The 22,020-nt window shown below is 70.0% G+C and carries 17 protein-coding genes; 5 read left to right on the top strand and 12 right to left on the bottom strand.

Annotated features, from left to right (window positions below; all coding sequences use genetic code 11):
* Positions 1–19 precede the first annotated feature (19 nt).
* From K338_RS0105200 to K338_RS0105190, 3 genes are read left to right on the top strand one after another with little or no spacing between them, the layout of a single operon-like run.
* Complete coding sequence (locus tag K338_RS0105200; protein ID WP_022917119.1) at positions 20–907, top strand: sugar phosphate isomerase/epimerase family protein; 888 nt, start codon at positions 20–22, stop codon at positions 905–907.
* Between the two features lie 27 nt (positions 908–934).
* The gene (locus tag K338_RS25460; RefSeq protein WP_022917118.1) at positions 935–2,326 is read left to right on the top strand and encodes an outer membrane protein assembly factor BamB family protein; all 1,392 of its coding nucleotides are present in this window, start codon (positions 935–937) and stop codon (positions 2,324–2,326) included.
* A 59-nt stretch (positions 2,327–2,385) separates the two neighbouring features.
* Positions 2,386–3,798, top strand: coding sequence for an outer membrane protein assembly factor BamB family protein (locus K338_RS0105190; protein ID WP_157612228.1), 1,413 nt, complete (start codon positions 2,386–2,388; stop codon positions 3,796–3,798).
* A 284-nt stretch (positions 3,799–4,082) separates the two neighbouring features.
* Here the strand turns inward: K338_RS0105190 and K338_RS0105185 are convergent, their stop codons facing one another.
* The 3 genes from K338_RS0105185 to K338_RS20660 all read right to left on the bottom strand — a co-directional run bounded on the left by K338_RS0105185 (position 4,083) and on the right by K338_RS20660 (position 8,003).
* Positions 4,083–6,245: an FAD-binding protein gene (locus K338_RS0105185; protein ID WP_022917116.1), complete on the bottom strand. Its 2,163-nt coding sequence runs from the start codon at positions 6,243–6,245 to the stop codon at positions 4,083–4,085.
* 89 nt (positions 6,246–6,334) lie between these two features.
* On the bottom strand, positions 6,335–7,141 hold the full coding sequence (locus tag K338_RS0105180; protein WP_022917115.1) for a 3-ketoacyl-ACP reductase: 807 nt from the start codon (positions 7,139–7,141) through the stop codon (positions 6,335–6,337).
* Positions 7,142–7,421: 280 nt separating this feature from the next.
* The gene (locus K338_RS20660) at positions 7,422–8,003 is read right to left on the bottom strand and encodes a DUF488 domain-containing protein (protein WP_022917114.1); all 582 of its coding nucleotides are present in this window, start codon (positions 8,001–8,003) and stop codon (positions 7,422–7,424) included.
* A gap of 204 nt (positions 8,004–8,207) precedes the next feature.
* On the opposite strand from K338_RS20660, the gene K338_RS0105170 reads away from it, so the two are divergent.
* A complete protein-coding gene (locus K338_RS0105170) occupies positions 8,208–10,739 on the top strand; it encodes a rhamnogalacturonan lyase (protein WP_040652933.1) in 2,532 nt (843 codons plus the stop codon).
* Here the strand turns inward: K338_RS0105170 and K338_RS20655 are convergent.
* The 7 genes from K338_RS20655 to K338_RS0105135 all read right to left on the bottom strand — a co-directional run bounded on the left by K338_RS20655 (position 10,714) and on the right by K338_RS0105135 (position 17,552).
* The gene (locus K338_RS20655; protein WP_022917112.1) at positions 10,714–11,772 is read right to left on the bottom strand and encodes an SGNH/GDSL hydrolase family protein; all 1,059 of its coding nucleotides are present in this window, start codon (positions 11,770–11,772) and stop codon (positions 10,714–10,716) included. The genes K338_RS0105170 and K338_RS20655 overlap by 26 nt on opposite strands.
* 91 nt (positions 11,773–11,863) lie before the next feature.
* A complete protein-coding gene (locus tag K338_RS0105160; protein ID WP_022917111.1) occupies positions 11,864–12,220 on the bottom strand; it encodes an L-rhamnose mutarotase in 357 nt (118 codons plus the stop codon).
* Positions 12,220–13,620 carry a Gfo/Idh/MocA family protein gene (locus tag K338_RS20650; protein ID WP_022917110.1) on the bottom strand — a complete coding sequence of 467 codons (1,401 nt, stop codon included), beginning with the start codon at positions 13,618–13,620 and terminating at the stop codon, positions 12,220–12,222. Before K338_RS20650 ends, K338_RS0105160 begins: the two co-directional genes overlap by 1 nt.
* Positions 13,621–13,656: 36 nt before the next feature.
* Complete coding sequence (locus K338_RS20645) at positions 13,657–14,295, bottom strand: hypothetical protein (RefSeq protein ID WP_022917109.1); 639 nt, start codon at positions 14,293–14,295, stop codon at positions 13,657–13,659.
* A 3-nt stretch (positions 14,296–14,298) separates the two neighbouring features.
* Positions 14,299–15,240, bottom strand: coding sequence for a carbohydrate ABC transporter permease (locus K338_RS0105145; protein WP_022917108.1), 942 nt, complete (start codon positions 15,238–15,240; stop codon positions 14,299–14,301).
* A gap of 1 nt (position 15,241) precedes the next feature.
* Positions 15,242–16,186: a carbohydrate ABC transporter permease gene (locus tag K338_RS0105140; RefSeq protein WP_022917107.1), complete on the bottom strand. Its 945-nt coding sequence runs from the start codon at positions 16,184–16,186 to the stop codon at positions 15,242–15,244.
* 34 nt (positions 16,187–16,220) lie between these two features.
* The gene (locus K338_RS0105135; protein WP_022917106.1) at positions 16,221–17,552 is read right to left on the bottom strand and encodes an ABC transporter substrate-binding protein; all 1,332 of its coding nucleotides are present in this window, start codon (positions 17,550–17,552) and stop codon (positions 16,221–16,223) included.
* A gap of 406 nt (positions 17,553–17,958) precedes the next feature.
* Here K338_RS0105135 and K338_RS20640 point away from each other — a divergent pair, with 406 nt between their 5' ends.
* On the top strand, positions 17,959–19,158 hold the full coding sequence (locus K338_RS20640) for an alpha-L-fucosidase (RefSeq protein WP_169579518.1): 1,200 nt from the start codon (positions 17,959–17,961) through the stop codon (positions 19,156–19,158).
* A gap of 79 nt (positions 19,159–19,237) precedes the next feature.
* Here K338_RS20640 and K338_RS0105125 read toward each other — a convergent pair whose 3' ends face one another.
* Together K338_RS0105125 and K338_RS0105120 are read right to left on the bottom strand one after the other, a co-directional pair.
* Positions 19,238–20,317: a polysaccharide lyase family protein gene (locus K338_RS0105125; RefSeq protein ID WP_022917104.1), complete on the bottom strand. Its 1,080-nt coding sequence runs from the start codon at positions 20,315–20,317 to the stop codon at positions 19,238–19,240.
* 105 nt (positions 20,318–20,422) lie between these two features.
* On the bottom strand, positions 20,423–21,868 hold the full coding sequence (locus tag K338_RS0105120; RefSeq protein ID WP_022917103.1) for a hypothetical protein: 1,446 nt from the start codon (positions 21,866–21,868) through the stop codon (positions 20,423–20,425).
* Positions 21,869–22,020: the final 152 nt, after the last annotated feature.

Raw genomic sequence — 22,020 nt, 5'->3', positions numbered from 1 at the left:
GACCAGCAAGGAGCCGACTGTGACCGACTTCCCCACCGGCGACCTGAGCCGGCTGTCCCTGAACACGGCGACCACCAAGGCGCTCACCCTCGCCGAGGCGGTGGACGTGGCCACCCGCGCCGGCCTGGGCGCTGTGGGCCTGTGGCGCGACCGTGTGGCCGAAGCAGGTCTGGAGGAGGCGGCCCGGATCGTGAAGGCTTCCGGGCTGCGGGTCTCCTCGCTGTGCCGCGGCGGTTTCCTCACCGCCGCCGAGGCCGCCGGGCAGGCCGAGGCGCTGGCCGACAACAAGGCCGCGATCATCGAGGCCGCCACGCTCGGCACCAGCGAGCTGGTGATGGTGGTCGGCGGACTGCCCGCGGCCAGCGGCCCGAGCGGCCCACCCACCCCCGGCGGGGACCGGGACCTGGTGGCGGCCCGGCAGCGGGTCGCCGACCGGGTCGGTGAGCTGGCCCCGTTCTCCGGCGAGCACGGGGTGCGGCTGGTGCTCGAGCCGCTGCACCCGATCTTCGCCGCCGACCGGGCGGTGCTCTCCACCCTGGAGCAGTGCCTGGACCTGGCTGCCGCCTTCCCTGCCGAGCAGGTGGGCGTGGTGGTGGACACCTACCACGTGTGGTGGGACCCGAAGCTGCGCGAGCTGATTCACCGCGCCGCCAGCGAAGGCCGCCTGGCCGGCTACCAGGTGTGCGACTGGAACCTGCCGCTGGCCGCCGACTCGCTGCTCTCCCGCGGGTTCATGGGCGACGGCTACGTCGACTTCCCCACCATCACCACCTGGGTCGCCGAGGCCGGGTACACCGGGGACGTGGAGGTGGAGATCTTCAACCAGGAGATCTGGGACGCCCCCGGGGACCAGACGGTGGCCACCATGGCTGAGCGCTACCTGGAGCTGGTGCAGCCCTACCTCTGACCGCCGCAGCTCCGCGAGGGTGCGGTGATGGTCGCTCAGAGCCCTGTTGGCGACCACAACCACACCCTCGCGACCGAGCCGTACGGCATCATGGACGCGATGTCGAAGGAGCCGGTGCACGAGTTCGACCTCGGCGCCTCCAGCCCTGCCGACCCCGCCCGGTCCAACGGTCCAGCAGGACCAGAGGGTCGCGATGGCTCCTCCGGTCCTGATTCCCGACGGCGGAGCTCACCGGGATGGCGTACCTCACCCTGGCCGGTGGTCACCCTGGCGGTGCTGCTGGTGATCGGCGGCGCGGCGTTCTCCCCCCAGGGCGGGCCGCGGCACGCCCGACCGCCGGCCACGCTCTGGACCGCCCAGGTGGACACCGGCCGCTCCCCTGGTCTCTGGATGCTCGGCGAGCACCCGGTGGTCGCCGCAGCCGGCGGCCTGCAGGCGGTCGACCCGAGCACGGGTGAGCAGATGTGGCACGTGCCGCTGGACGATCCCGCCTGCACCCCCAGCGGGGACACGCTGGTCTGCGTAGCCGACGAGGGCCAGGAAGCTGCGGTCGTGATCGTCGATGCCAGCGGCGGCACCACAGCGCACGAGTTCCCAGACGCCGATGTCGCTGCCCGGAACGGCGCCGATCTGTTCGTCGCCGGCAGCACCGAGGACCGGGCCTGGTTGGCCCGCGTCCCGGCAGGCGGCGGCGCCCCGGTCTGGCACCATCAGCCCGAGCTTCCCGGCACCGGCTCGCGGTTCACCGGGATCACGATCAGCCAGGGCATCGTCACCGTGCGCACGGCCGCCGAACCTCGCGAGAACCGGCCCACGCTGCCGTTCGCGTTCGCCGCCGACGCCGACTCCGGCGACACCCGGCCAGCGGTGGTACGCGCGATGGGGATGACGATCTTCCACGGGCCGGGCGACGAGCAGGACGACGCGCCGGAGGTGCTGCCGCTCCCCGGTGCGGATCTGGTGGTCGACGGTTATCCGCAGGCGGGTTTCACCGCGAACGGACTGGTCGACCTGCCGACGCACACGCTGCTGCACGAGCACCACGCGCTCGCGCTGTACTCCCTCGGCGAGGACGTGCTGGCCACCGGGTCGGAACGGTGGCAGGACGAGACCGCGACCCCGGACCTCTGGCTCCACCGGGTGCACGCTCTCACCGGCCAGCAGCGCTGGCGCTTGTCCGTCGAGAACCGGCCCAGCTGCCCGTGCACGCGCACGGAGGACAACGTGGTGCTCTCTGCGTCATTCTCCGACCGGGAGCAGTTCACCCCGACCGCGGTCGCACTTCTCGGCGTGGACCTCCGCACCGGTCAGCTGCGCTGGCGCCAACCCATCGACACTCCACCGGAGGGGCTTGCCGCGGCCGAGGGTCAGGTCTACCTGCTCACCGGTGGCACGCTCACCGCCTACGCGGACCGCTGATCAGGCACAGGCCGACGGTCTGCCGGACGCAGCGCCGGTCGTTGGGTCAAGATGGTCAGGTGCGATCCGGGCAGGAGCAGGAGTTCCCGGTCGCCGGCGACGGCGGAGCTCACCCGTCGTCGTCCGGCGCACCGGGGTCTGCGCGCGCCCCGGGCGGACTCACCCGGCGCGGGGCCGGCCCAGTGCCCGGGACAGGGACAGCACCGGCACACCGGTCCAGAGCAGGCCGAGCTGCACCCTGGCGAGGAGCCCTGCCCTGGGCGAGCGCCGCCGTCGTGCTGGTGCTGCTCGGTGTGCTGGCCGCGCCGGCGCGAGCGCCGGAGGCCTCGCCGTGGGAGCGGCTCGCGGACGCGACCGCACCGCCGGAGCAGGTGTGGACCTACCGGCCCGAGGAGGGCGGACTGCGCTCCGCACTGCTTGCCGGTGGGAAGCTGGTGGTCTCGACGACGCACGGCCTGGTCGGCCTCGACCCCGCCTCCGGTGCTCAGCGGTGGAGCCACGCCCTGGCCTGGCCGCGATGCACCAGCGACGGGGAGGCCCTCGTCTGCGTGCCACGCGGGTCCACTGTGCTGGACCTGGATCCGGCTACTGGCGCGACCGTGGCCGAGCAGACCGTCGCCGACGCCCAGCTCGCCGCCCGGCAGGGTGAGGACCTGTACGTCATCACCGACGACGGTTCTCTAGAGCTGCACCGGCTCACCGCCGAGGAGCAGGTGTGGTCCACCAGGCTGGCCGAGCCGACCCTGGCCATCACGCACGGGACCCAGCTGGCAGTGATCGCCGGGACCGTGCTCACCGACTGGTCGTCGGTGGCCGACCAGCCGACGTATGCCGCGGCAGCAGCCCTTGACGCCGAGACCGGCGAGTCGGTAGGCAGCGCGGACGACCCGGTGCTGGTGCACCAGGTGGCGCCGGGAGTGTGGACCGCCACCACGACGACCACCGGTTCCCGGTACCTGCGCGAGGAAGAGAGCCCCGTCCCGATCGACCCGGCCGCCCGCTCGGTCGGCTACGACGAGGACTGGCAGGGCACCGACGACCTGCGGACCGGCCCCGACGGCAACGTGGCCGTCTTCGACACGACCAGCGATTCCTGGCGCTGGCAGACCGACGGCCCGGGGATCGCCCTGGCTCGGCTGGACGGCGTGCTCGTCGGACTGGGTTTCGAGCCGGTGCCGCACCTGCAGGCTCAGGACACCGCCACCGGGGAGCTGCTCTGGCAGCACGAGCACACCACCGGCGAGTGCCCGTGCCTGGCGGACGAACGCACCTTGGTCCTCGTCACCAGCTCCGTCACCGCGGGCGAGCAGGGATTCACGGTGGGCCTGCCCCGGCTGACGGCCCTGGATGCTCGCACCGGAGCCGTGCTCTGGCAGCTGGACGAGCTCACCAGCACCCCGCAGGTGCTCACCGACGGCGAGCACCTCATCGTCATCACACCGCAGAGCATCACCGGTTTCCGGCTCGGCTGACTAGCGCAGCCCCGTGCGGCGCACCGCTGCGGCCTGATGGTGGGATATCGAGGGGGCCGGTCGAGGAGTGCACCGTCGTAGGTAGCGGCGGACCACACGGCCGACGCTGACCGGCTACGCCCACGCCACCGACGACCATGGCGCGGTCGGCTGCCCTGGGTGGGCTGCGCCGTCGTGATGATGCTGCTCGGCAGGCCCCTGGCCGGGCCGCGGTGAGGAGCAACCGGTGCCCGCCGACGGGACCGGCCGCTCCTGCTCGCCTCCACCGGACCGACCGCGCACCCTCAGTACACGTTGCCGTGCTCGCGGTACTCCCGCCAGACGTTCTCGAAGAAGTCGTCGTCAGCCGGGATCGGGCGCACCGGCCGCCACCGGAACACCGGCTGCCCGGCCGGGTCCGTGCTATCCCGCTCCGCTGCGGCGGCGAACGCTGGTTCCGTGACTGGCGCCTCGCTCGGCGCCTGCGCACCGACCGATGCACCGGGAGTACCGACCGGGGCCAGCCACGCGGTCTCCTGCACCTGCCCGGCGAGCTCACCGCCGTCCAGGCTGAACCGGAACAGCTCCGGCAGGTCCAGCTCCTGCTCGGCGTGCGGCCCGTAGCCGACCAGGGGCAGGTCACCGGCCGGGTCGGTGTACAGCACCGATCCGCGGGAGCGGCCGCCGTGGGCCACGTAGTCGGCCATCGCGCTGAGGTAGATGTAGGCGGTGGTGAGGATGTCGCGGACCAGGAAGGTGCGGTTCATCGACCGACGGGAGGTGGCATCTGCGCTCACCAGCTCGCTGTACCCGGTCAGCCAGGTGTGCACCTGCGCCAGCGCCTCAGCGATCGAGTCGGCCGAGCGCACCGGGCCGGCCTTGGCGCTCATCAGCTCCTGCACGGCGGTGAGCAGCTCGCCGGTGTTGTCCGGGGTGCCGGCGGCGGCCCGGTCGGAAGCCACCTCGGCGAGCGAACGCGCTCCGGCGAGCACCGGGGCGGCCGCAGCCGCGAACTCCTCGGTGCCCAGCGGATCCTCGGTGCGCCGGGCGGCGATGAACTGTGCCGCCCGGGTGGCGCCCACCTGGCCGGAGTTCAGCGCGGACCCGCCGGGCCGGTACACCCCGTGCGCACCGCCCGCCTCCCCCACCGGGAAGAACCCGGCCACGTTCGACTGCCACCACCGGTCCACCAGCAGACCGCCGTTGTTGTGCTGGGCGCACACGTCCACCTCGAGCATCTCCTGCTCCAGGTCCACATAGGGGTTCTTGTCCAGGTAGAACTGGTAGGCGGGCTCGTTCATCGCCCGCAGCCGCTCGATCGGGGTGCCGAACAGCACCCCGGCCTTCTCCAGGTACTCGCGGGCCTCCGGCTCCAGCTCCTCGTGGTCGAAGGTCTCCCGCACCGGGTTGGACCGAAAGTCGAGGAACACCCGCCGCCCGCGCAGCACCGTCTCCCGGTAGACGAGCAGGTCGATCAGGCTGGAGCCGTCCCGGGCCTTGCGCACGTCGAACGGCCACTGGTAGCCCTTGAGGAACACCAGGGACATCAGCCGGCCGTAGTCGCCGATGACCTCGGTGAGGAACTCCCGCTCGTCGCCGCCGTCCGCGTCGGTGGAGACGAACCGCGGGATCACCTGCATGTAGGTGCCGGACACGTTCCAGCGCGGTTTGATCGAGGCGAGCCCGAACTGCCACTCGGTGACGCCCTTGCCGTGCACCCCAGCCCGGTAGGCGGCCCCGGACGCGCCCCACTGGCCGTTCGGGAACACCCGGGTGGCGTAGATGCCGGCCGGCCCGCCGGTGGCGTAGACGATGTTCGCGCAGCGCAGCAGCAGGTACGGGGACCGCTGGCCGTCGTGCGGTACGTCGGTGCGCAGCACGAGCAGCCCGGCGATCTGGGCCTCGGCCCCTTCGCCGCGCACGATCAGGTCGATCACCCGGCAGTTGTCGTAGATCGGCGTGCCGTTGCGGGCGACCTTCTTCTCCAGCTGCTGCACCATCGAGCGGGAGGTGTAGGGCCCCACGGAGGTGGCCCGGCGGCGCGGGTCGTGGTCGGTCTTGTAGCCGATGAACTCCCCGTACCGGTTCTGCGGGAAGGGCACGCCCAGGTCGCACAGCCGCAGGAAGCAGCGGGCGGACAGCGCCGCCTCGGCGAGCGCGTTGTCGCCGTCCATGGCGCCCCCGGAGAACAGCGTCTGGGCCATCTCGTGCACGGAGTCGCCGTCACCGCCGGAGAGGGTGAGCTTGTAGTAGGTCTGCTTGTCCGAGCCGGCGTTGCGACTGGCGCCGGCACCGACCTTGTCGGTGACCATCACCACGTCCTCCTGGCCGAGCTCCCAGAGCCGGTCGGCGGCGCAGAACCCGGCCGAGCCGGTGCCCACCACCACGGTGTTGGCGCTGACCACCGGCACGTCGAGGTCGTCGATGGTCAGCGTCTCGGTGCCGGGCAGGTCCTGGGCGGTGGTCATCGAAGATCTCCTCTACTGGCTTTCGCGGTCGTCATGCCAGGAGTGCGCTATGGCGCACCCTAGGCATGACGACTCGGGACGGGGGTGGGTCAGAGCCGGGGGATGTGCATCCCGCCGTCGACGTTGATGATCTCTCCGGTGGAGTAGGGCATCCGGCCGGCGGCGAGCTGCACGACGGCGCCGGCCACGTCGGCCGGTGTCCCCCACCGGGGCATCGGGGCCAGCCCGCCGGCGAACTGCTCGTCGTACTTGTCCTTGACGCCGGCGGTCATGTCGGTGGCGATCACCCCTGGACGCACCTCGTAGACCAGCACGCCCTCCGGGGCCAGGCGCGCGGCCCACAGCTGGGTGGCCATCCCGACCCCCGCCTTGGAGATGCAGTACTCGCCGCGGTTGGTGGAGACGGTCACCGCGGAGGTGGAGGAGACGTTCACGATCGTTCCGCGCACCGAGGGCGCAGCCTGGCCAGCCGCGTGGCCCGCGCCGTCCGCTGCGGTCGCTTCAGGCCGCTGCTGGTCGATCATCACCTTCGCCACCCGCTGGGTGAGGAAGTACGGGCCGCGCAGGTTGATGCCGAGCACCCGGTCGAAGCTCTCCGGCTCGGCCTCGAGGATGTCCGCGCGCACCGACGGCGCCACGCCGGCGTTGTTCACCAGCAGGTCGATCCGGCCCCAGCGTTCCAGCGCGGCGTCGACGTACCGGGCGTGGTCGTCCAGCTCTGCCACCGAGCCCTGCACGTAGCTGACCTCACCGGAGCGGCTCAGCTCGGTGATCAGCTCGGTGGGCTCGGGGCGGGTGGCCAGGATCGCGACGGCGTAGCCCTCGGCGAGCAGCGCCTGGGTGATACCCAGACCGATTCCGCGGTTTCCGCCGGTGACGAGTGCGACCTTGGGCACAGGGGACTCCTTCGGGTGGGAGGACGAGGTGAGTTCAGGGGGGCCGGGGTGACGGCCGGGGTTGCCGGAGCGCCGAGCGCAGGCGAAACCGGCGGCCCGGCTCCCGGACCGTCTCCATCATGCCGGATCCGACCCACTCTCGGCAAGCGCTTTCCGCGATGCCATCCGCTCGCGTGGAGGATGACTGGTGTCCCGGCAACAGCAATTCTCCACGCGAGCGACCTCGGCGCCACCACGCCGCCTGCCGCAGGTGCCGCGCTGTGGCCAGGGACCGGACCCCCTACTCCGGTGATGTGACCGGCATCGGGAGAGCTCCGCCGTCATAGACCACCAGGGCCGTACCGGTCGGCGACTCCGGCGGCAGGACCAGGCGCGCCTCCGGGGTGACCGGGTGCTCCCGCAGCGAGCCGTCGTGCATCAGGTGCCAGACGCCGAGCTCCTCGACGAGCACCAGGTGGTCGGCAAGCAGCCGGCGGTGGCAGCGCCACCACAGCGACTCCGAGCACATCACAGCGGTGAGCCCGACCGGGGATTCGGTCAGGGTGCTCAGCCCGTCGCGGAACTCTTCGGTCTCCATCCAGTCGGCGTAGGAGCGGAACGCCGGGTGCCGCAGACCCAGGTGCACCGACCGCTCCCCCACGCCGCGGCGGCGACCGCCCAGACGCTTCTCCCAGACGTACTCCAGGCCCGCCTCGGTGAGCCAGTCGGCCATCACCTCCCGACCGAACTGCGGATTGCGCCGCGAGCCCGGGAAGGAGCGCACGTCGACGATCCGCCCCACCCCGGCCCCACGCACCAGGTCGAGGAACTCCTCGGTCGCGAGCGTGCCGTGGCCGAGGGTGAGGATGCGGTCCGGGGTCACGCTGCCAGAGTAGGCCGGACACCGGCGGGCCGCCCGCCACCCCCCATCGCGAACGCTCGCTCTCGCGGCTGGTGAGCGCTCACAAGCCGCAGAGCAGAGCGTTCGCGAACCGGGGGCCGTGGTTGACCCGCCCAGAGCAGATCCGTACGATGGACCCCACGTTTTGGATCGTTTCAAATTGGGAACTGAGCGAAGGTATCGATGATGACTCCCAGCATGTCCCGTCGCCTGGTCACCGGGGGAATCTGCAGCACGATGCTGCTCACCGCCCTGGTCGGCACCGGCGCGAACGCCGCCCCCGCCCAGGCTGAGCCAGCACCGGTCCCGCAGCTGGAGCACCTGGACCGCGGACTGGTCGCCGCCACCACCGACGACGGCGTCTACCTCAGCTGGCGTCTCCTCGCAGGCGAGGTCACCGGTGCGGACGCCGACCGGCAGCACGGTCCGGAGTTCGTGGTCTCCCGGGACGGGGAGCCGATCGCGACGGTGACCGACAGCACGAACCTGCTCGACCCGAACGGCACCGAGACCTCTACGTACACGGTGAGCACCGCCGTCGACGGCCGCACCGTGAGCACGAGCGACGAGGTGATGCCCTGGGCGCAGGGTCACTACGACCTGCCCCTGAACCGCCCAGAGGGTGGCGTCACCCCCGCCGGGGAGTCCTACACCTACTCCGCCAACGACATGAGCGTGGGGGACGTGGACGGCGACGGGGAGTACGAGTACATCGTGAAGTGGGATCCCTCCAACAGCAAGGACGTCTCGCAGGTGGGCTACACCGGCCCGGTCTACCTGGACGCCTACGAGCTGGACGGCACCCAGCTGTGGCGGTTGGACCTGGGGCCGAACATCCGCGCCGGTGCGCACTACACCCAGTTCCTCGTCTACGACTTCGACGGGGACGGCCGCTCGGAGGTGATGCTCAAGACCGCACCGGGCACGTCCACCACGTCCCACACCGCCGACGGCGCAGGTCAGGCGGAGTACATCAGCATGCCTGCCGAGGATGTCCAGGCGGGCTACTCCCACGACGACTACCGGCTCAGCGCTGAGGACTACTACGAGCACGTCGTGGAGATGTTCCAGGGCTGGACGGAACACCCGGAGGTGGTCGCGGGCAGCTGGCCGGCCACCCTGGAGGAGGCGTTCGGGATCGAGCCGCGCTACGACTACCCGCTGTCTGCGGCCGATGCGCGCGAGCTGGCTGACTACTTCATCGACGTCTACGCCCCCAGCCGCAGCGAGCGCAACCAGCTGCGCGACTTCGAGGGCTTCGTGCTCTCCGGCCCGGAGTACCTCACCGTGTTCGACGGTGCCACCGGTGCCGAGCTGGACACGGTGCGCTACCAGCCGGGGCGTCATGACGACGGTCTGATGTGGGGCGACTATGCGATGTCCCGGATCGAGCCGGGCAACCGGGTGGACCGGTTCCTGTCCGGGGTGGCCTACCTCGACGGTACGCACCCGTCGGCGGTCTTCGCCCGCGGCTACTACACCCGCAGCACGATCGCCACCTACGACTGGGACGGTGAGAGCATCCAGCAGCAGTGGCTGGTCGACTCCGGGTGGACCCCGATGTCCAACCCGTTCGACGACAGCCCGCACGGTGTGGACGGCACCGACCCCGAGTACGGGTCGATCACCACGCAGGGCTTCCACTCCCTGTCCGCGGCGGACGTGGACGGGGACGGCAGGCACGAGATCATCTACGGATCGGCCACGATCGACGACGACGGCAGCCTGCTGTACAGCTCCTTCGACACGCTGCCGGAGGAGAGCGCCGACCCGGGTGCGGAGGCTCGGCTCGGGCACGGCGACGCGATGCACGTGACCGACATCGACCCGAACCGTCCCGGGCTGGAGATCTACACCGTGCACGAGGGCGCAGCGTGGGCCCCGTACGGCTACGCCCTGCGCGACGCGGCGACCGGTGAGGTGCTCTACGGCGCCTACTCCGGGCAGGACACCGGGCGCGGGATGGTCGGTGACGTCGATCGCACCACACCGGGCCTGGAGACCTGGGCCTGGGACCTGCGCAGCGCTGACGGTGCACTGCTGGCTGATGCGGCACCGGGCACGAACCAGTCCATCCACTGGGCGGCTGATGGCAGCACGCAGCAGGTGCACGGCGCGCAGGAGGAGACCCCCACCATCGAGGACTGGGAGAACGGCACGCTGCTGGTGGCCGAGGGCACCCGGACGAACAACGACACCAAGGGCAACCCGAGCCTGGTCGCGGACATCTTCGGCGACTGGCGCGAGGAGCTGCTGGTGCGCACCGGCGACTCCGACGCGATCCGCATCTACCTGTCCACAGAGGTCACCGACATGGCACTGACCACGCTGATGCACGACGTGCAGTACCGGGCGGAGGTGGCCCGACAGCAGACCGCCTACAACCAGCCCTCCTGGCCGAGCTACTACCTCGCCTCGGACATGGACGTCCGTGACGTGCCCACGCCCGCGGTGTGGCTGCCGGGCGCGCTGGAGGACCTGGCTACGGCAGTGGACTCGGCGATCGCTGCCGGCCAGGTGGACCGGCCCGCGGCGGCCCAGCTGGGCAACGCAGTGTCCGCGGCACAGCGGCACCTGGACGCCGGGCGCCACGAGCAGGCGGCGCGGGCCGCGGACCGGTTCGTCCGGGCGCTGGAGCGCAGTATCGACAAGGGCTGGCTGTCAGCGGACGCGGCGGCGCGGCTCGGCTACCTCATCCAGGGACTCGGTCAGCGGTGAGCGGGCGGTGCTGGCCGGCCACAAGCAGGTCGGCCAGCACCGGCGTCACCCGGTCGGCCATCCGCAGGAAGCCGAGGTCGGTCGGGTGCGAGCTGTCCACTGTGCCCTCGTCGTCCTCGCCGAGCAGCCCGGTGTGTGCCAGCAGGTGCAGGTTCGTCTCCCCCTCCGCCAGCAACGTCTCGACGGCGGTGCGCAGCTCGCGGCGGGAGGCTGCGTGCGCCTCCTGCCGGTCCGGCCGGAGCCACGCGTTGGTGTACGAGCGGTCCTCCACCAGCAGGATCGGTGTCGCGGGGCGGGCCGCGCGCAGCGTGCGCAGGAACGGCAGAGCGCGTTCGCGGACCAGGTCGGCGTCCATGTTCGGCAGGCAGTCCACCACGTACACCGCGGCGTCGAGCTCGGCGAGCAGCTCGGCCAGCGCGGTCTCCATCTTCCCGTTGCCGGAGAACCCGAGCCCGACCACGTCCCGGCCGAGCCGGCGCCCGAGGATCGCCGGCAGGCTCATCCCGGTACGGGATGCGGCGATGCCGTGGATGATCGAGGTGCCGTAGTACACCACCGGCAGCTGCCCCCCAGGTCCCACCACGGTGAGGTCGGTCCCGCCTGGCAGGCCCAGGGTGATGTCGGCGAGCTGGTTGACCAACGGTAGGTAGAGCCGGTACCGGCGCCGGCCGGGCGCCAGGTTCTCGGCGATGACGGCTTCGCTCTGCAGGCCAGTGGGCGCGGCCGAACCGGCCCAGCGCAGCGTGCCTGCCGGGCTGTGGGCGTACAGGTCGATACCGGCGGTCGCAGTGGCCGGCATGTGTCCCAGCACCATCTCCGGGCCACGGATCTCCCAGCGCGCGTGCAGCTCGGTGGCGTCGGTCTCGAACTCGTGGAACAGGCTCGAGGCGTGCCGGCTCAGACCCCAGACCAGCTCGGGCACGAGGTGGCGGGCGTGGGCGGGCAGCCGGTCGTACCTGCGGTCCATCGCCTCGGCGGGCCAGCCGCGGCCGCGGGGTTCACCGAGGTTGTGCCAGGTCAGCGCACTGCTCATCACATCTCCTACCTGCTCGCGGGTCGCCCCCTCCGGCCGGGTCCAGCGTTGCACGCCTGGCGTCACGCCGGTGACGGCGGTGGGTCAGGTGTCAGCCGTTCGGCGTGGTGGGCAGGGCGGCTGCCTGGAGCTGGTCCTCCAGGCTGAAGATCTCCGGCAGCACCTCGAAGCCTTCGTCCGGGTTCCCCGGGTTGACGAAGTACTTCTCCATGCTTGCCTGCCATCGGGCGTTCACCTGGGTCTGGGCCATCGCGGCCTGAGCGGCGTCGTAGTCGTCGGCCTCGAAGTGCCCCACCAGCAGACCGTCCGGGCTGAGGTAGAGGCGGTAGTTGCGCCAACCGGCGTCTCGCAACGCCTTGAGCATCTCCGGCCAGACAGCAGCGTGTGCCGCGGTGTATTCGGCCAGCCGGTCGGCGCGGACCCGGTTGATGAAGCAGTAGCGGGGCATCAGCGGGCGCCCTCCGTCGTCGTGGGGGCAGATGAGGCGGCATCGTCGGTGGCCCGCGAGCCCACGGATCCGGGTGCGGTCAGGTCGACGCCGAGGTCGAGCTCGGCGATGGTCACCGGCTGGCCGCTGACCAGGGACGCGTTCCCCGCGATACCCACGCTGACTGCTCGGACACCGTCCAGCACCCCGGCGGCCCGGCCCAACGGGTCGGCGGCACCGTCGGGGTCGAAGACGTCCCTGAGCAGGATGGCGTCACCGCCACCGTGACCACCGGTGCCTTCGGGGATGGTCACCTCCTCGGCCCGCTGCCAGTACCGCTGCACCACCAGGTGCTCGCCGACCGGGCGGGCACCGTCCCCGCCAACAGCCTCGGGGTCGGCGGAGGGGTCGATGGCACCGGGATCGCGTCCGGCGTCCACCCAGCTCGACTCCACCACGTCCAGCTCGGCACGCCCCTCGGTGCCGTTCACGCTGACCCGGTAGCCCTCCCACGGGGCGTGCGCGTTCAGGGAGTAGGTCAGCACGGCGCCGCGGCTGTAGTTGACCACCAGGCCCAGGTTGTCCTCGATGGTGATACCAGGGCCGAACACGTCCTGGTCGCGGCGGTAGCCGTCATAGGCCTCGGCGTCCAGGTACAGCGCCTTCAGCCGCGGGTCCTTGGCCAGGTCGAGCGACCAGGGGTCCTCGGCCGGGGCACCGGTGCCACGGTGCGGCCGTCGCCCGGCCTGCTCGGCGCCTGCACCGTCCGGGCCGTAGAACCTCAGCCCGCCGCTGGCGAAGACCCGCGTCGGAGCGTCGTCCAGCCACCAGTTCACCAGGTCGAAGTGGTGCGAGGCCTTATGCACCAGCAGACCACCGGAGCTGGCCTTCTCCCGGTGCCAGCGGCGGAAGTAGTCCGCACCGTGCGAGGTGTTCAGCACCCATTCGAAGTGCACGGACAGCACCCGCCCGATGCGGCCGGAGGCGATCACCTCCCGCAGCGCGGAGTTGCGCGGCGAGTACCGGTAGTTGAACGTCATCACCAGGTCGCGGCCGGTCTCGTCGATCGCGGTAAGGATGGTGCGCACACCCTCGGCCGTGGTGGTCAGCGGCTTCTCCACCACCACGTCCGCACCAGCACGCATGGCCCGGGCCACCAGCTCGGCATGAGCATGGTCGGGTGCGGTGACCACCACCCGGTCGACCCGCTCGGTGGCGATCATGTCCTCGAGCTGAGCAGGCTCGTACCGCGGCACCTGCACACCGAGCCGGTCCGCGTGGTAGGCGGCGCGGCCGGGGTTCGGCTCGCAGACGGCGACGAGCTCACTGGCGCGGGAGAAGGTTCCGGTGATCTCGTGCAGGTACATCCCGGCCCGGGCTCCGGTGCCGATCACCGCATACCGGCGGCGCGAGGTGGTCATGTCTCTCTCCAACAGGTCGGGGTTCGGACGGCGAGGTCAGCGGGTCTGGCGAAGCTCGTAGCGGTAGTCGACACCCAGGATCGCCAGGGCGAGCAATCCGGGCACGAGGATGGCCAGGGCGGTGAGCATCCAGACGATCACGGCGCAGACGACGAGGGCGGCCACCAGCAGGGCAGATCCCGCTGGGTCCTTCCGGCTCAGGTCGACTGCCGCGCGGAGACTGTCCGTCCAGGTGGTGTGCCGGCCGCTCTGTCGCGCCGCTGCGTGCCGACCGGCGGCACGCAGCGCCACCACAGCGACTGCGGCGCCGACCAGGACGCTGAGCAGCCGCAGCACCGAACCGCCCGGCAGCTCGGTGTAGGTGGCGATGTCGACATTCAGCACCAGCAAGAACGCGATCGCGGGCAACGCGATCCCGTAGCCCCAGACCCCCCGGCAGCTGGCGACGAAGTCGGTGAGCACCTGACGCACCGGGTCAGCACGGCCTTCCAGGTACCGGCGCAGGTGTGCGGTACCGGCGGCGAGCGCCGGCAGCACGGTCACCACCGGCAGCCAGAGCAGCAGCGTCACCAGTGCCACGGAGAGCACCTCGCCGAACAGGGCGAACCTCTTCGGCCGGTGCGCCGCGACCACCTCGTGCGGCCAGGTGGCGGTGCTGCTGCTCGCGGACGGCACGGGTCAGCCCTTCAGCCCGGAGGTGGAGACGCCTTCGACGAGGTAGCGCTGGAAGATGAAGAAGAAGATCAGCACCGGGATCAGCGCGAAGACCGCCATGGCGATCTGGGCGCCATAGTCGCTGGTGGTGGTCTGGTCCACGAACAGCCGCATCGCCACCGGCAACGTGTACAGGTCCGGCCGCTTCAGGTACAGCAACGGTCCGAGGAAGTCGTTCCACGCGTTGATGAAGGTGAAGATGCCAGCCGTCAGCAGCGCCGGCCGGGTCAGCGGCAGGATCACTGTGGCGAACACCCGGAAGTGGCCCGCGCCGTCGATCGAGGCTGCCTCGTCGAGCTCCTTGGGGATGCCGCGCATGAACTGCACCACGAGGAATACGAAGAACGCCTCGGCGGCCAGGAACTTGCCCAGCAGCAGCGGCCAGAAGGTGTTGATCATGCCCAGGGTGTTGAACAGGATGTACTGCGGGATGATCACCACGTGAAAGGGCAGCAGCATCGTGCCGATCATGATGCCGAACCACAGCCCGTGCCCTTTGAACCGCAGCCGGGCGAAGGCGTAGGCGGTCACCGCCGAGGAGAGCACCACGCCCACGACGCTGAGCACGGCGAGAATCATCGAGTTGGCGAAGAACGTCCAGGTGGACACCCCGCCGATCCCGTCCATGATCGTGATGTAGTTGCGAATCGTCCCCTGGCGCGGGATCAACGAGACGTTGCCCACGATCTCCGAGCTGGGTCGCAACGAGCTCATGACCATCCACAGCGCCGGGTAGAGCACGATCGCGACCATGATCAGCATCACGACGTGGTAGACGATGCTGCCCACGCGGGAGCGCTGCTTGGCCTGCTTGCGCAGCCGGATGCTGTCCTCTCGGCTCGGCGGCGCGACACTCTGCTCCGGCGGGACGTTGGCCACCCCGTCCTGGATTCCGCTGGTGCTCATCTCACTCCTCCCCTGCGTAGTGGACCCAGAACTTCGAGGTCCGGAAGAAGACCAGGGTCAGCAGACCGACGACGACCACCAGCACCCAGGCCATCGCCGAGGCGTAGCCCATCCGGAACTCGCTGAACCCCTTGATGTACAGGTACAGGGTGTAGAACAGCGAGGCGTCGGCAGGACCACCGGTCCCGCTGGAGATGATGAACGCCGAGCCGAACACCTGGAACGAGCCGATCGTGTCCATCAGCAGGTTGAAGAAGATCACCGGCGAGAGCATCGGCAACGTGATGTTGACAAACTTGCGCCACCGGCCGGCGCCGTCCATATCGGCCGCTTCGTACAGCTCTCCAGGCACCTGCTTCAGACCGGCGAGGAAGATCACCATCGGCGCACCGAAGGCCCAGACTGCCAGCAGGATGAACATCGGCATGATCATGCTGGTGTTTCCGACCCAGCCGCCCAGGTGGATACCGAACACCTGCAGCGCTCGGTCCACGGCGCCGTCGTCGATGAACATCGCACGCCAGACGATCGCGATCGACACACTCGCCGCCACCAGCGACGGCGCGTAGAACGCTGACCGGTAGAAGCCCAGACCCTTGCGCTTGGCGTTCAACAACATCGCCACACCCAAAGCCGCCGCCAGCTTGATCGGTACACCCAGGACGACGTACAGCCCGGTCACCTGCGCCGACTTGCGGAACCGCGGGTCGGCGAACAGGTCCTTGTAGTTGTCCGCCCCGATGAACTCCGGCGCGCCGAACAGGTCATAGTCGGTGAACGACAGGTAGAGCGACGCCAGCATCGGACCGACCGTCAGCACGAAGAAGCCCACCAGCCATGGCAGCAGGAACACATAGCCGGCCCGCGCCTCCGCCCGGGTCCGCGACCCCTGGTGGGGCCGCTTCCCGGTGTCGGCGGCAGCGCCGAGGCGAGTGTCAGTCGTCATGAGACCTCCTCGATCTCAGGGGACGCGGCCTGAATCACGGCAGAGCGCTCTCGGCCTCAGCGAACCACTGCTGGACGAACTCGTCCTCGGTGATCTCGCCGTAAGCGAGGGTCTCGGAGAGGCGCAGCCATGCCGCCTCGATCGTGCCGAAGCCTTCCGGCAGCGTGGGCACCGGCTCGGTGATCTCGTCAGCCATCTCCTCCTCGAAGGTGATGACCTGCTCGTCCGTACCGCTCACGTCCATCTCTGAGCGCGCGGACTCGGTGGCCGGGACGCCGCGGGAGGTCCCGAAGATCGCTCCGGCTTCGGCATCGTTGGTGATGAAGTTGATCAGCGCTGCCGCTGCCTCCGGGTGCTCAGTGTTCTGGCCGGCTGAGAGCAGCATCGACGGTTTCTGGAACAGTCCGCGTGCGTCGTTCCCCTCAACAGTGGGTATCGGCAGGATGTCCAGCTCGTCCAGCCCGGTGTCGGCGTAGTACATCGCGAGGAAGTTGTCCCAGGTGCCTGACGTCGCGACCTCCTGGGCGCTGAAGCCGTCCAGCGGATCGAACTGGGCAGCCCGGTCCGGGGGCCAGACCTGCCCCTCGGCCCGCAGGTCGCTCGCCAGGCTGAGCCACTCGAGAACGTCGTCCTCGGTGAAGGCCAGCTCACCGTCGTCAGTGAAGACCTCGTTGCCGTTCTGCACCATGTACTGGATGAACAGCCAGAACACTCCGGTGAAGTCGTAGGCGCCATAGAGCGCCGGATCAGCGTCGGCCCCGGCGCCTGCTGCTTCCGCTGCCCACTGGGCGTAGTCGCTCCAGGTCATGTCCGCAGTGGGCGCCTCCACGCCGAGCTCCTCGATCAGCTCCGGATTGGAGAACATCGCCAACGTGTTGGTGCTCTGCGGGATCGCGTACAGCCCGTCGCCCACCCGGCCGGAGTCGAGGAGCTCTTCGGGCATACCGGTCGCATCCAGCTCACCGCCCAGGTACGGGGTCAGGTCGACCAGCTGGTTCCGTCCGCCGTACTGGCTCAGGTAGGCCAGGTCCATCTGGAACACGTCCGGCAGCGACGATCCGGCAGCCTCTGTCGCCCGCGCGGGCCAGTAGTCGTCCCATGCGGAGTAGTTCGCCTGCACGTCGATGTTCGGGTACTCCTCCTCGAACAGCTCGATCGCCTCGTTGTACCGGTCGGCACGATCCTCGTTGCCCCACCAGTACATGGTCAGCGTGATCTGCTCGTCCGGGTCGACAGTGCCGCCACTGCCCGGTTCCCCGCCGCCATCGCTCCCGCTGGAGCACGCCGTGAGAGCGAGTGTTGCGGCGGTAGCCGCTGCGGCCAGCGGGAGGTATCGCGGAGTGGAGCGCCGGTTCCTTGCAGTCATACGGAGGAGCCTCTCTGCTCGGCCCGCATCGGAGTACGCCGTGGGCGGTGCAGGCCTCGTGTCGGGAGCAAAATGAATCGTTACAGATGATGACATGGCGAACGCCTCGACGCAAGCGCCGGAAAGCGCCATCCGGCAGTAATGGTCACGTTTTAGTCACAGCGGGCAGCCCGTGCAGAGCACTCTGGACGAGCCCTTCGCCGCATCGTCGCAGGTCAGCGCTGGATCGATACAAGATCGCATTGGAGCTACGGCGACCACCACCGGCCCCGTCGCCGACCATCGCCACGCCGCGCCGACCCTGGTCGGCTCTGACGTGTGATGAGATGGCCGAGTCCACGCTGCGCTGGCGGTCAACCGTTGGCACCTCCGGCAGCAGCCACACCGCGCCCGACAGGAGCCGATGATGCCGCAGCCAGATCCGTTGCCGACCTGGGCTCAAGACGCCAGCCTCGGGATCTTCATCCATTGGGGGGCCTACTCCGTGCCCGCGTGGGCCGAGCCCACCGGTGCGCTCGGCGCGGTGCCGGACGACGAGTGGTTCACGCACAACGCCTATGCGGAGTGGTACGCGAACACGATCCGGATCGCCGGGTCCCCCGCAGCCCAGCACCACGCCACCGCGCACGGTGACCGGCCGTACGCATCGTTCCTGCAGGACTGGCAGGCGGAGAGCTACGACCCCGCGGACTGGGTGCAGCTGTTCCAGGACGCCGGGGCCGACTACGTCATCCCGGTGACCAAGCACCACGACGGGATCTGCCTGTGGGACGCCCCGGGAGACCGGGCGCCTACCACTGTCGAGGCAGGACCGGGCCGTGACCTGCTCGCTCCCCTCGCCCACGCGACGAGACAGGCCGGCCTGCGGTTCGGCGTCTACTACTCCGGCGGGCTGGACTGGGCATTCGCCGACCACCCGCCGATCACCTCGAGCGACGACCTGGAGCCGCTGCGACCCAACGGTGCCGACTACGCCGCCTACGCCACCGCGCACGTGGACGACCTGATCGAGCGCTACCTCCCGTCCGTGCTCTGGAACGACATCAACTGGCCGGATGCGGGCAAGGCGGACGGCTCGCTGGATGCGCTGCTGACCCGGTACCGGCGGGCCGTGCCGGACGGGATCGTCAACGACCGTTGGGGCAGCCCGGTGTGGGACTACCGCACCAGCGAATACTCCCACGACGTCGCTAACGAGACGGGCAGCAGCTGGGAGCACACCCGCGGTCTCGGGTTCTCCTTCGGCTACAACCAGATGGAGGACACCGCCCTGACCCTGTCGGCACGAGAGCTGGCCCAGCTGTACGCGGACGTGGTCTCCCGTGGTGGCCGACTGCTGCTGAACGTCGGGCCGGAGGCCTCAGGTCGGATTCCCGACGTCCAGCGCCGCACCCTGGAGCAGGTGGCACCGTTCATGACCACGGTCAAACCGCTGACCACCGCCCGCTCCCAGCTGGCCGCAGGCGAGCTCACCGTCCGTGGCTCGAGCTGGTGGCGGGCATGGCAGCACGGCGAGGAGATCGTCGTGGTGGCCGAGCGCCAGGACGTCGAAGCACGGTCACCGGAGGGGCGTCCCGTGACCGTGCTGGCGCTACCCGAGAGCTGACCCTGCCGACGCGCCGCCGCTGCGGTGCCAGCACAGAGGTGAGCCGGACGGCTCCACAAGTGCGCGGCAGCGGGGCAGCTCAGTCGGCGATCTGCAGCCGGATGGCGTCGTAGGCCGCCTCGTTAAACAAGTGGGCTGCACCCTTGTTGATCTGCACTGTAATCTCGTTACGGCCGCTACGCAGCAGCGCGCCGTCGAATGCGATCTCCCGACGGTAGACCCGACCACCGCACGCGCTGCGGTAGGTCGCCCCGCGGGCATCGTCCGGCTTGAACGTCCAGACGAACGGAGTGTCGTTCACCGAGATGGTCAGGTTGCTCTCCTCCGGCGGCACAGGCAGCGCCGCACCCATCGCCCAGGCGGCCAGCCAGACCGAGAGGGTCGCCTTCACCTGCGGGGCAGGCGCGCTGGGCAGATCGAAGAGGATCTGCCAGGGCGGCTCCTGGGTGGTGACGTGCAGGCGGTAGGTGGTCGGCTCCCCGTCGCCAGCGCCGACCTGGATCTCGATCTCGCTGCGGCGCCCGCTCAGCGGCACGGTGAGCCCGCTGTCCGGAACCGGCTCACCCGCCACGGACACCGGCTCACCGTCCTTGCCGATTGCCTGGATGGTGACCGACTCGACGCCTGGGGCCAGGTCCACGGCGAAGTCCGAGCGGAACGGGCTGAACTCCGGCACCAGCTCGGCACCGTCCGTGCTGAGGGACTCCAGCACCGGCACAGCAGCATCAGCGGCGAGGATCTCTACCGCATTGATCCGTCCGTCGCCGCTGGCGGTCAGGTCCAGGCGACCACCCTGGACTGTCACCTGCTCAGTGTGGGTGGCGTACTCGCCAGCATCGGCAGACAGATCCACCGGCGGGCCGCCATCGACCGAGACCTGCGACTGGTTCGCCGCGATCGCGTCCCCCGAGTGCACGGTGAGGGCGTACTCCCCGTCCGGCAGGTCCACCGAGAAGGTGTAGTCGGCCCCGACGGTGAAGTCCCGCAGCAGCTCGCTGCCACTGTCCCGAGAGCGGGAGTCCACGCTCTTGTCGAGCCCGAAGCCCTGGCCAGCGGAGTAGAGCAGGTCATCGGCCACACGCTCGTAGCCGGCGGCCAGGGGACTGCTGCCGCTCCCGAAATCGAACAGGTAGACACCCTCGGCTCCTTCGGGCAGCACAGTGCCGCTCGGCGCCTCGACCCGGTAGGCGCGTTGGTACTGGATGTAGTTCCAGTCGGACTCGTCGCTCTCCCCGACGGTGTAGGCGACTCCGTCCGGGAAGTCCTAGTGGAACTGCTGGTAGAGGCCGTACTGCCGGAACTGGGCACCGTTGCGAAACTCGACCGAGGTGCGGTTCGGCGTCCCGATCTGGAAGACGGTGCGACCGTGCTCCTCCGTCTCCCAGTGCATCGCGCCCAGTCGCACGTGCTGTCCGGCGCCGACCTGGACGTCGTCGATCACGTGCTCACCCCAGATCCCGTCGCCGTACAGGGTGAGCCGGTAGGTGCCAGGGCGTACGTGGTCGATCTCGAACCGGCCACCGCGGCCGATGCTGGTCCAGTAGTTGTAGCCCAGGACGGTGTCTTGCATCGGTGTGCGGTTGTCGGAGAGGACCGCGAGGGCGCCGTCCCACTGGCGCACTCCCGGGATCCTGGCAACGCCGCTCACCGTGGACCGGTCGGCGCGCGGCGTCCAGCCAGGCAGGGCGAGGCGGTCGTAGAGGTCCGCATGCGCATCGAACCGGGCGTACTGCGCTGCATCCTCGTGGAGCTGCCTTGGATCGTCACCGCGGTTGAGGTGCACGTAGTAGGGGCCATAGGTCTTCTGCCAGGGCTGGCCGGCCTCGACCCGGATCGGTGGTGCGCCGTAGTGCGTGGCGTGCGGCTCTACCAGCAGCACCGGCCCTCCGGTGCGCTGGTGCAGGATCAGGTCCTGCCGCACCGGGCCACCGCTGAACGCCTCGAGGTTCGGCAGCGCTGCCCACATCCCGTAGCCGTTGCCGTACAGCCCGTGCAGCCCGTGCAGCCCGTGCTCCTGCATGTACACCGCCCAGTCGTACTTCGTGTAGTAGCGGCGCGGGTACTCGCTGCCGGTACCGGCCAGGTCGTAGGTGGCGTCCATGACCACGGCCGCCTGGCTCATCTCCTGCGGTGTGGGCATCTTGGCTGCCGCCTGGCGCCACGGCTCGCCGATCGGGTCGTCCTCCACCCACGCGTGGGTGAAGGTGTCACCTGCGGTGTAGACGACGTAACGGTGCTGGTCGGTGCGGAACCCGTGCAGATCGGCGGGGTGCTCAAAGCTCGTGGCGAGATGGACGCCGGTCTCCCCGGACCTGACGATGTGGTGCCGGGTGAGCCAGCACGGCATGTCGTTGCTGGGCGGATGGGTGAAGGCGACGTCCACGAAGTCCGCCTCCTGCCGGATGCTGAACGTCGTCTCCCCGCCAGGCAGCGGGAGTCGCGAACCCTCGCGGGTGCTGTTCATGTCATAGTTACCTCGACCGACCAGGTTGCGTCCGCCGTAGACGAGCGAGCGGGCGCGGCCGTTGGACTTGTCGATGGTGAGCTCTATCTCGCCGTTGTCGACGATGATCTGGCTGTCCGTCTCCTGGACGGCGGGCGCCTCCTGCGCCGCAGCGCGGCTCGGCACCGCCAGTGGGAGGAGCGCGCAGGCGGTCACTCCGGCCAGCCTGCCGAACGTCCGGCGGGACATCTCAGGTACATCGGTCATGGGCACGACCCTTCTCTCATCGCGGTGTCAGAAGGATCGTGGCGCGTGCCGTGCGATCTTCCTCGACTATGAATCGATTCACTCACGTTGGTGAGACGACGCACCGGAGCCCGTCACCCGGCTCGGTCGAGCATCCGACCTGCGCCGCACCC

It is taken from the genome of Ruania albidiflava DSM 18029 (assembly GCF_000421225.1).
Classification (GTDB): Bacteria; Actinomycetota; Actinomycetes; order Actinomycetales; family Beutenbergiaceae; genus Ruania; species Ruania albidiflava.
Note: the sequence above shows the minus strand (reverse complement) of the source record. Positions and strands in the feature narration are given on the sequence as shown.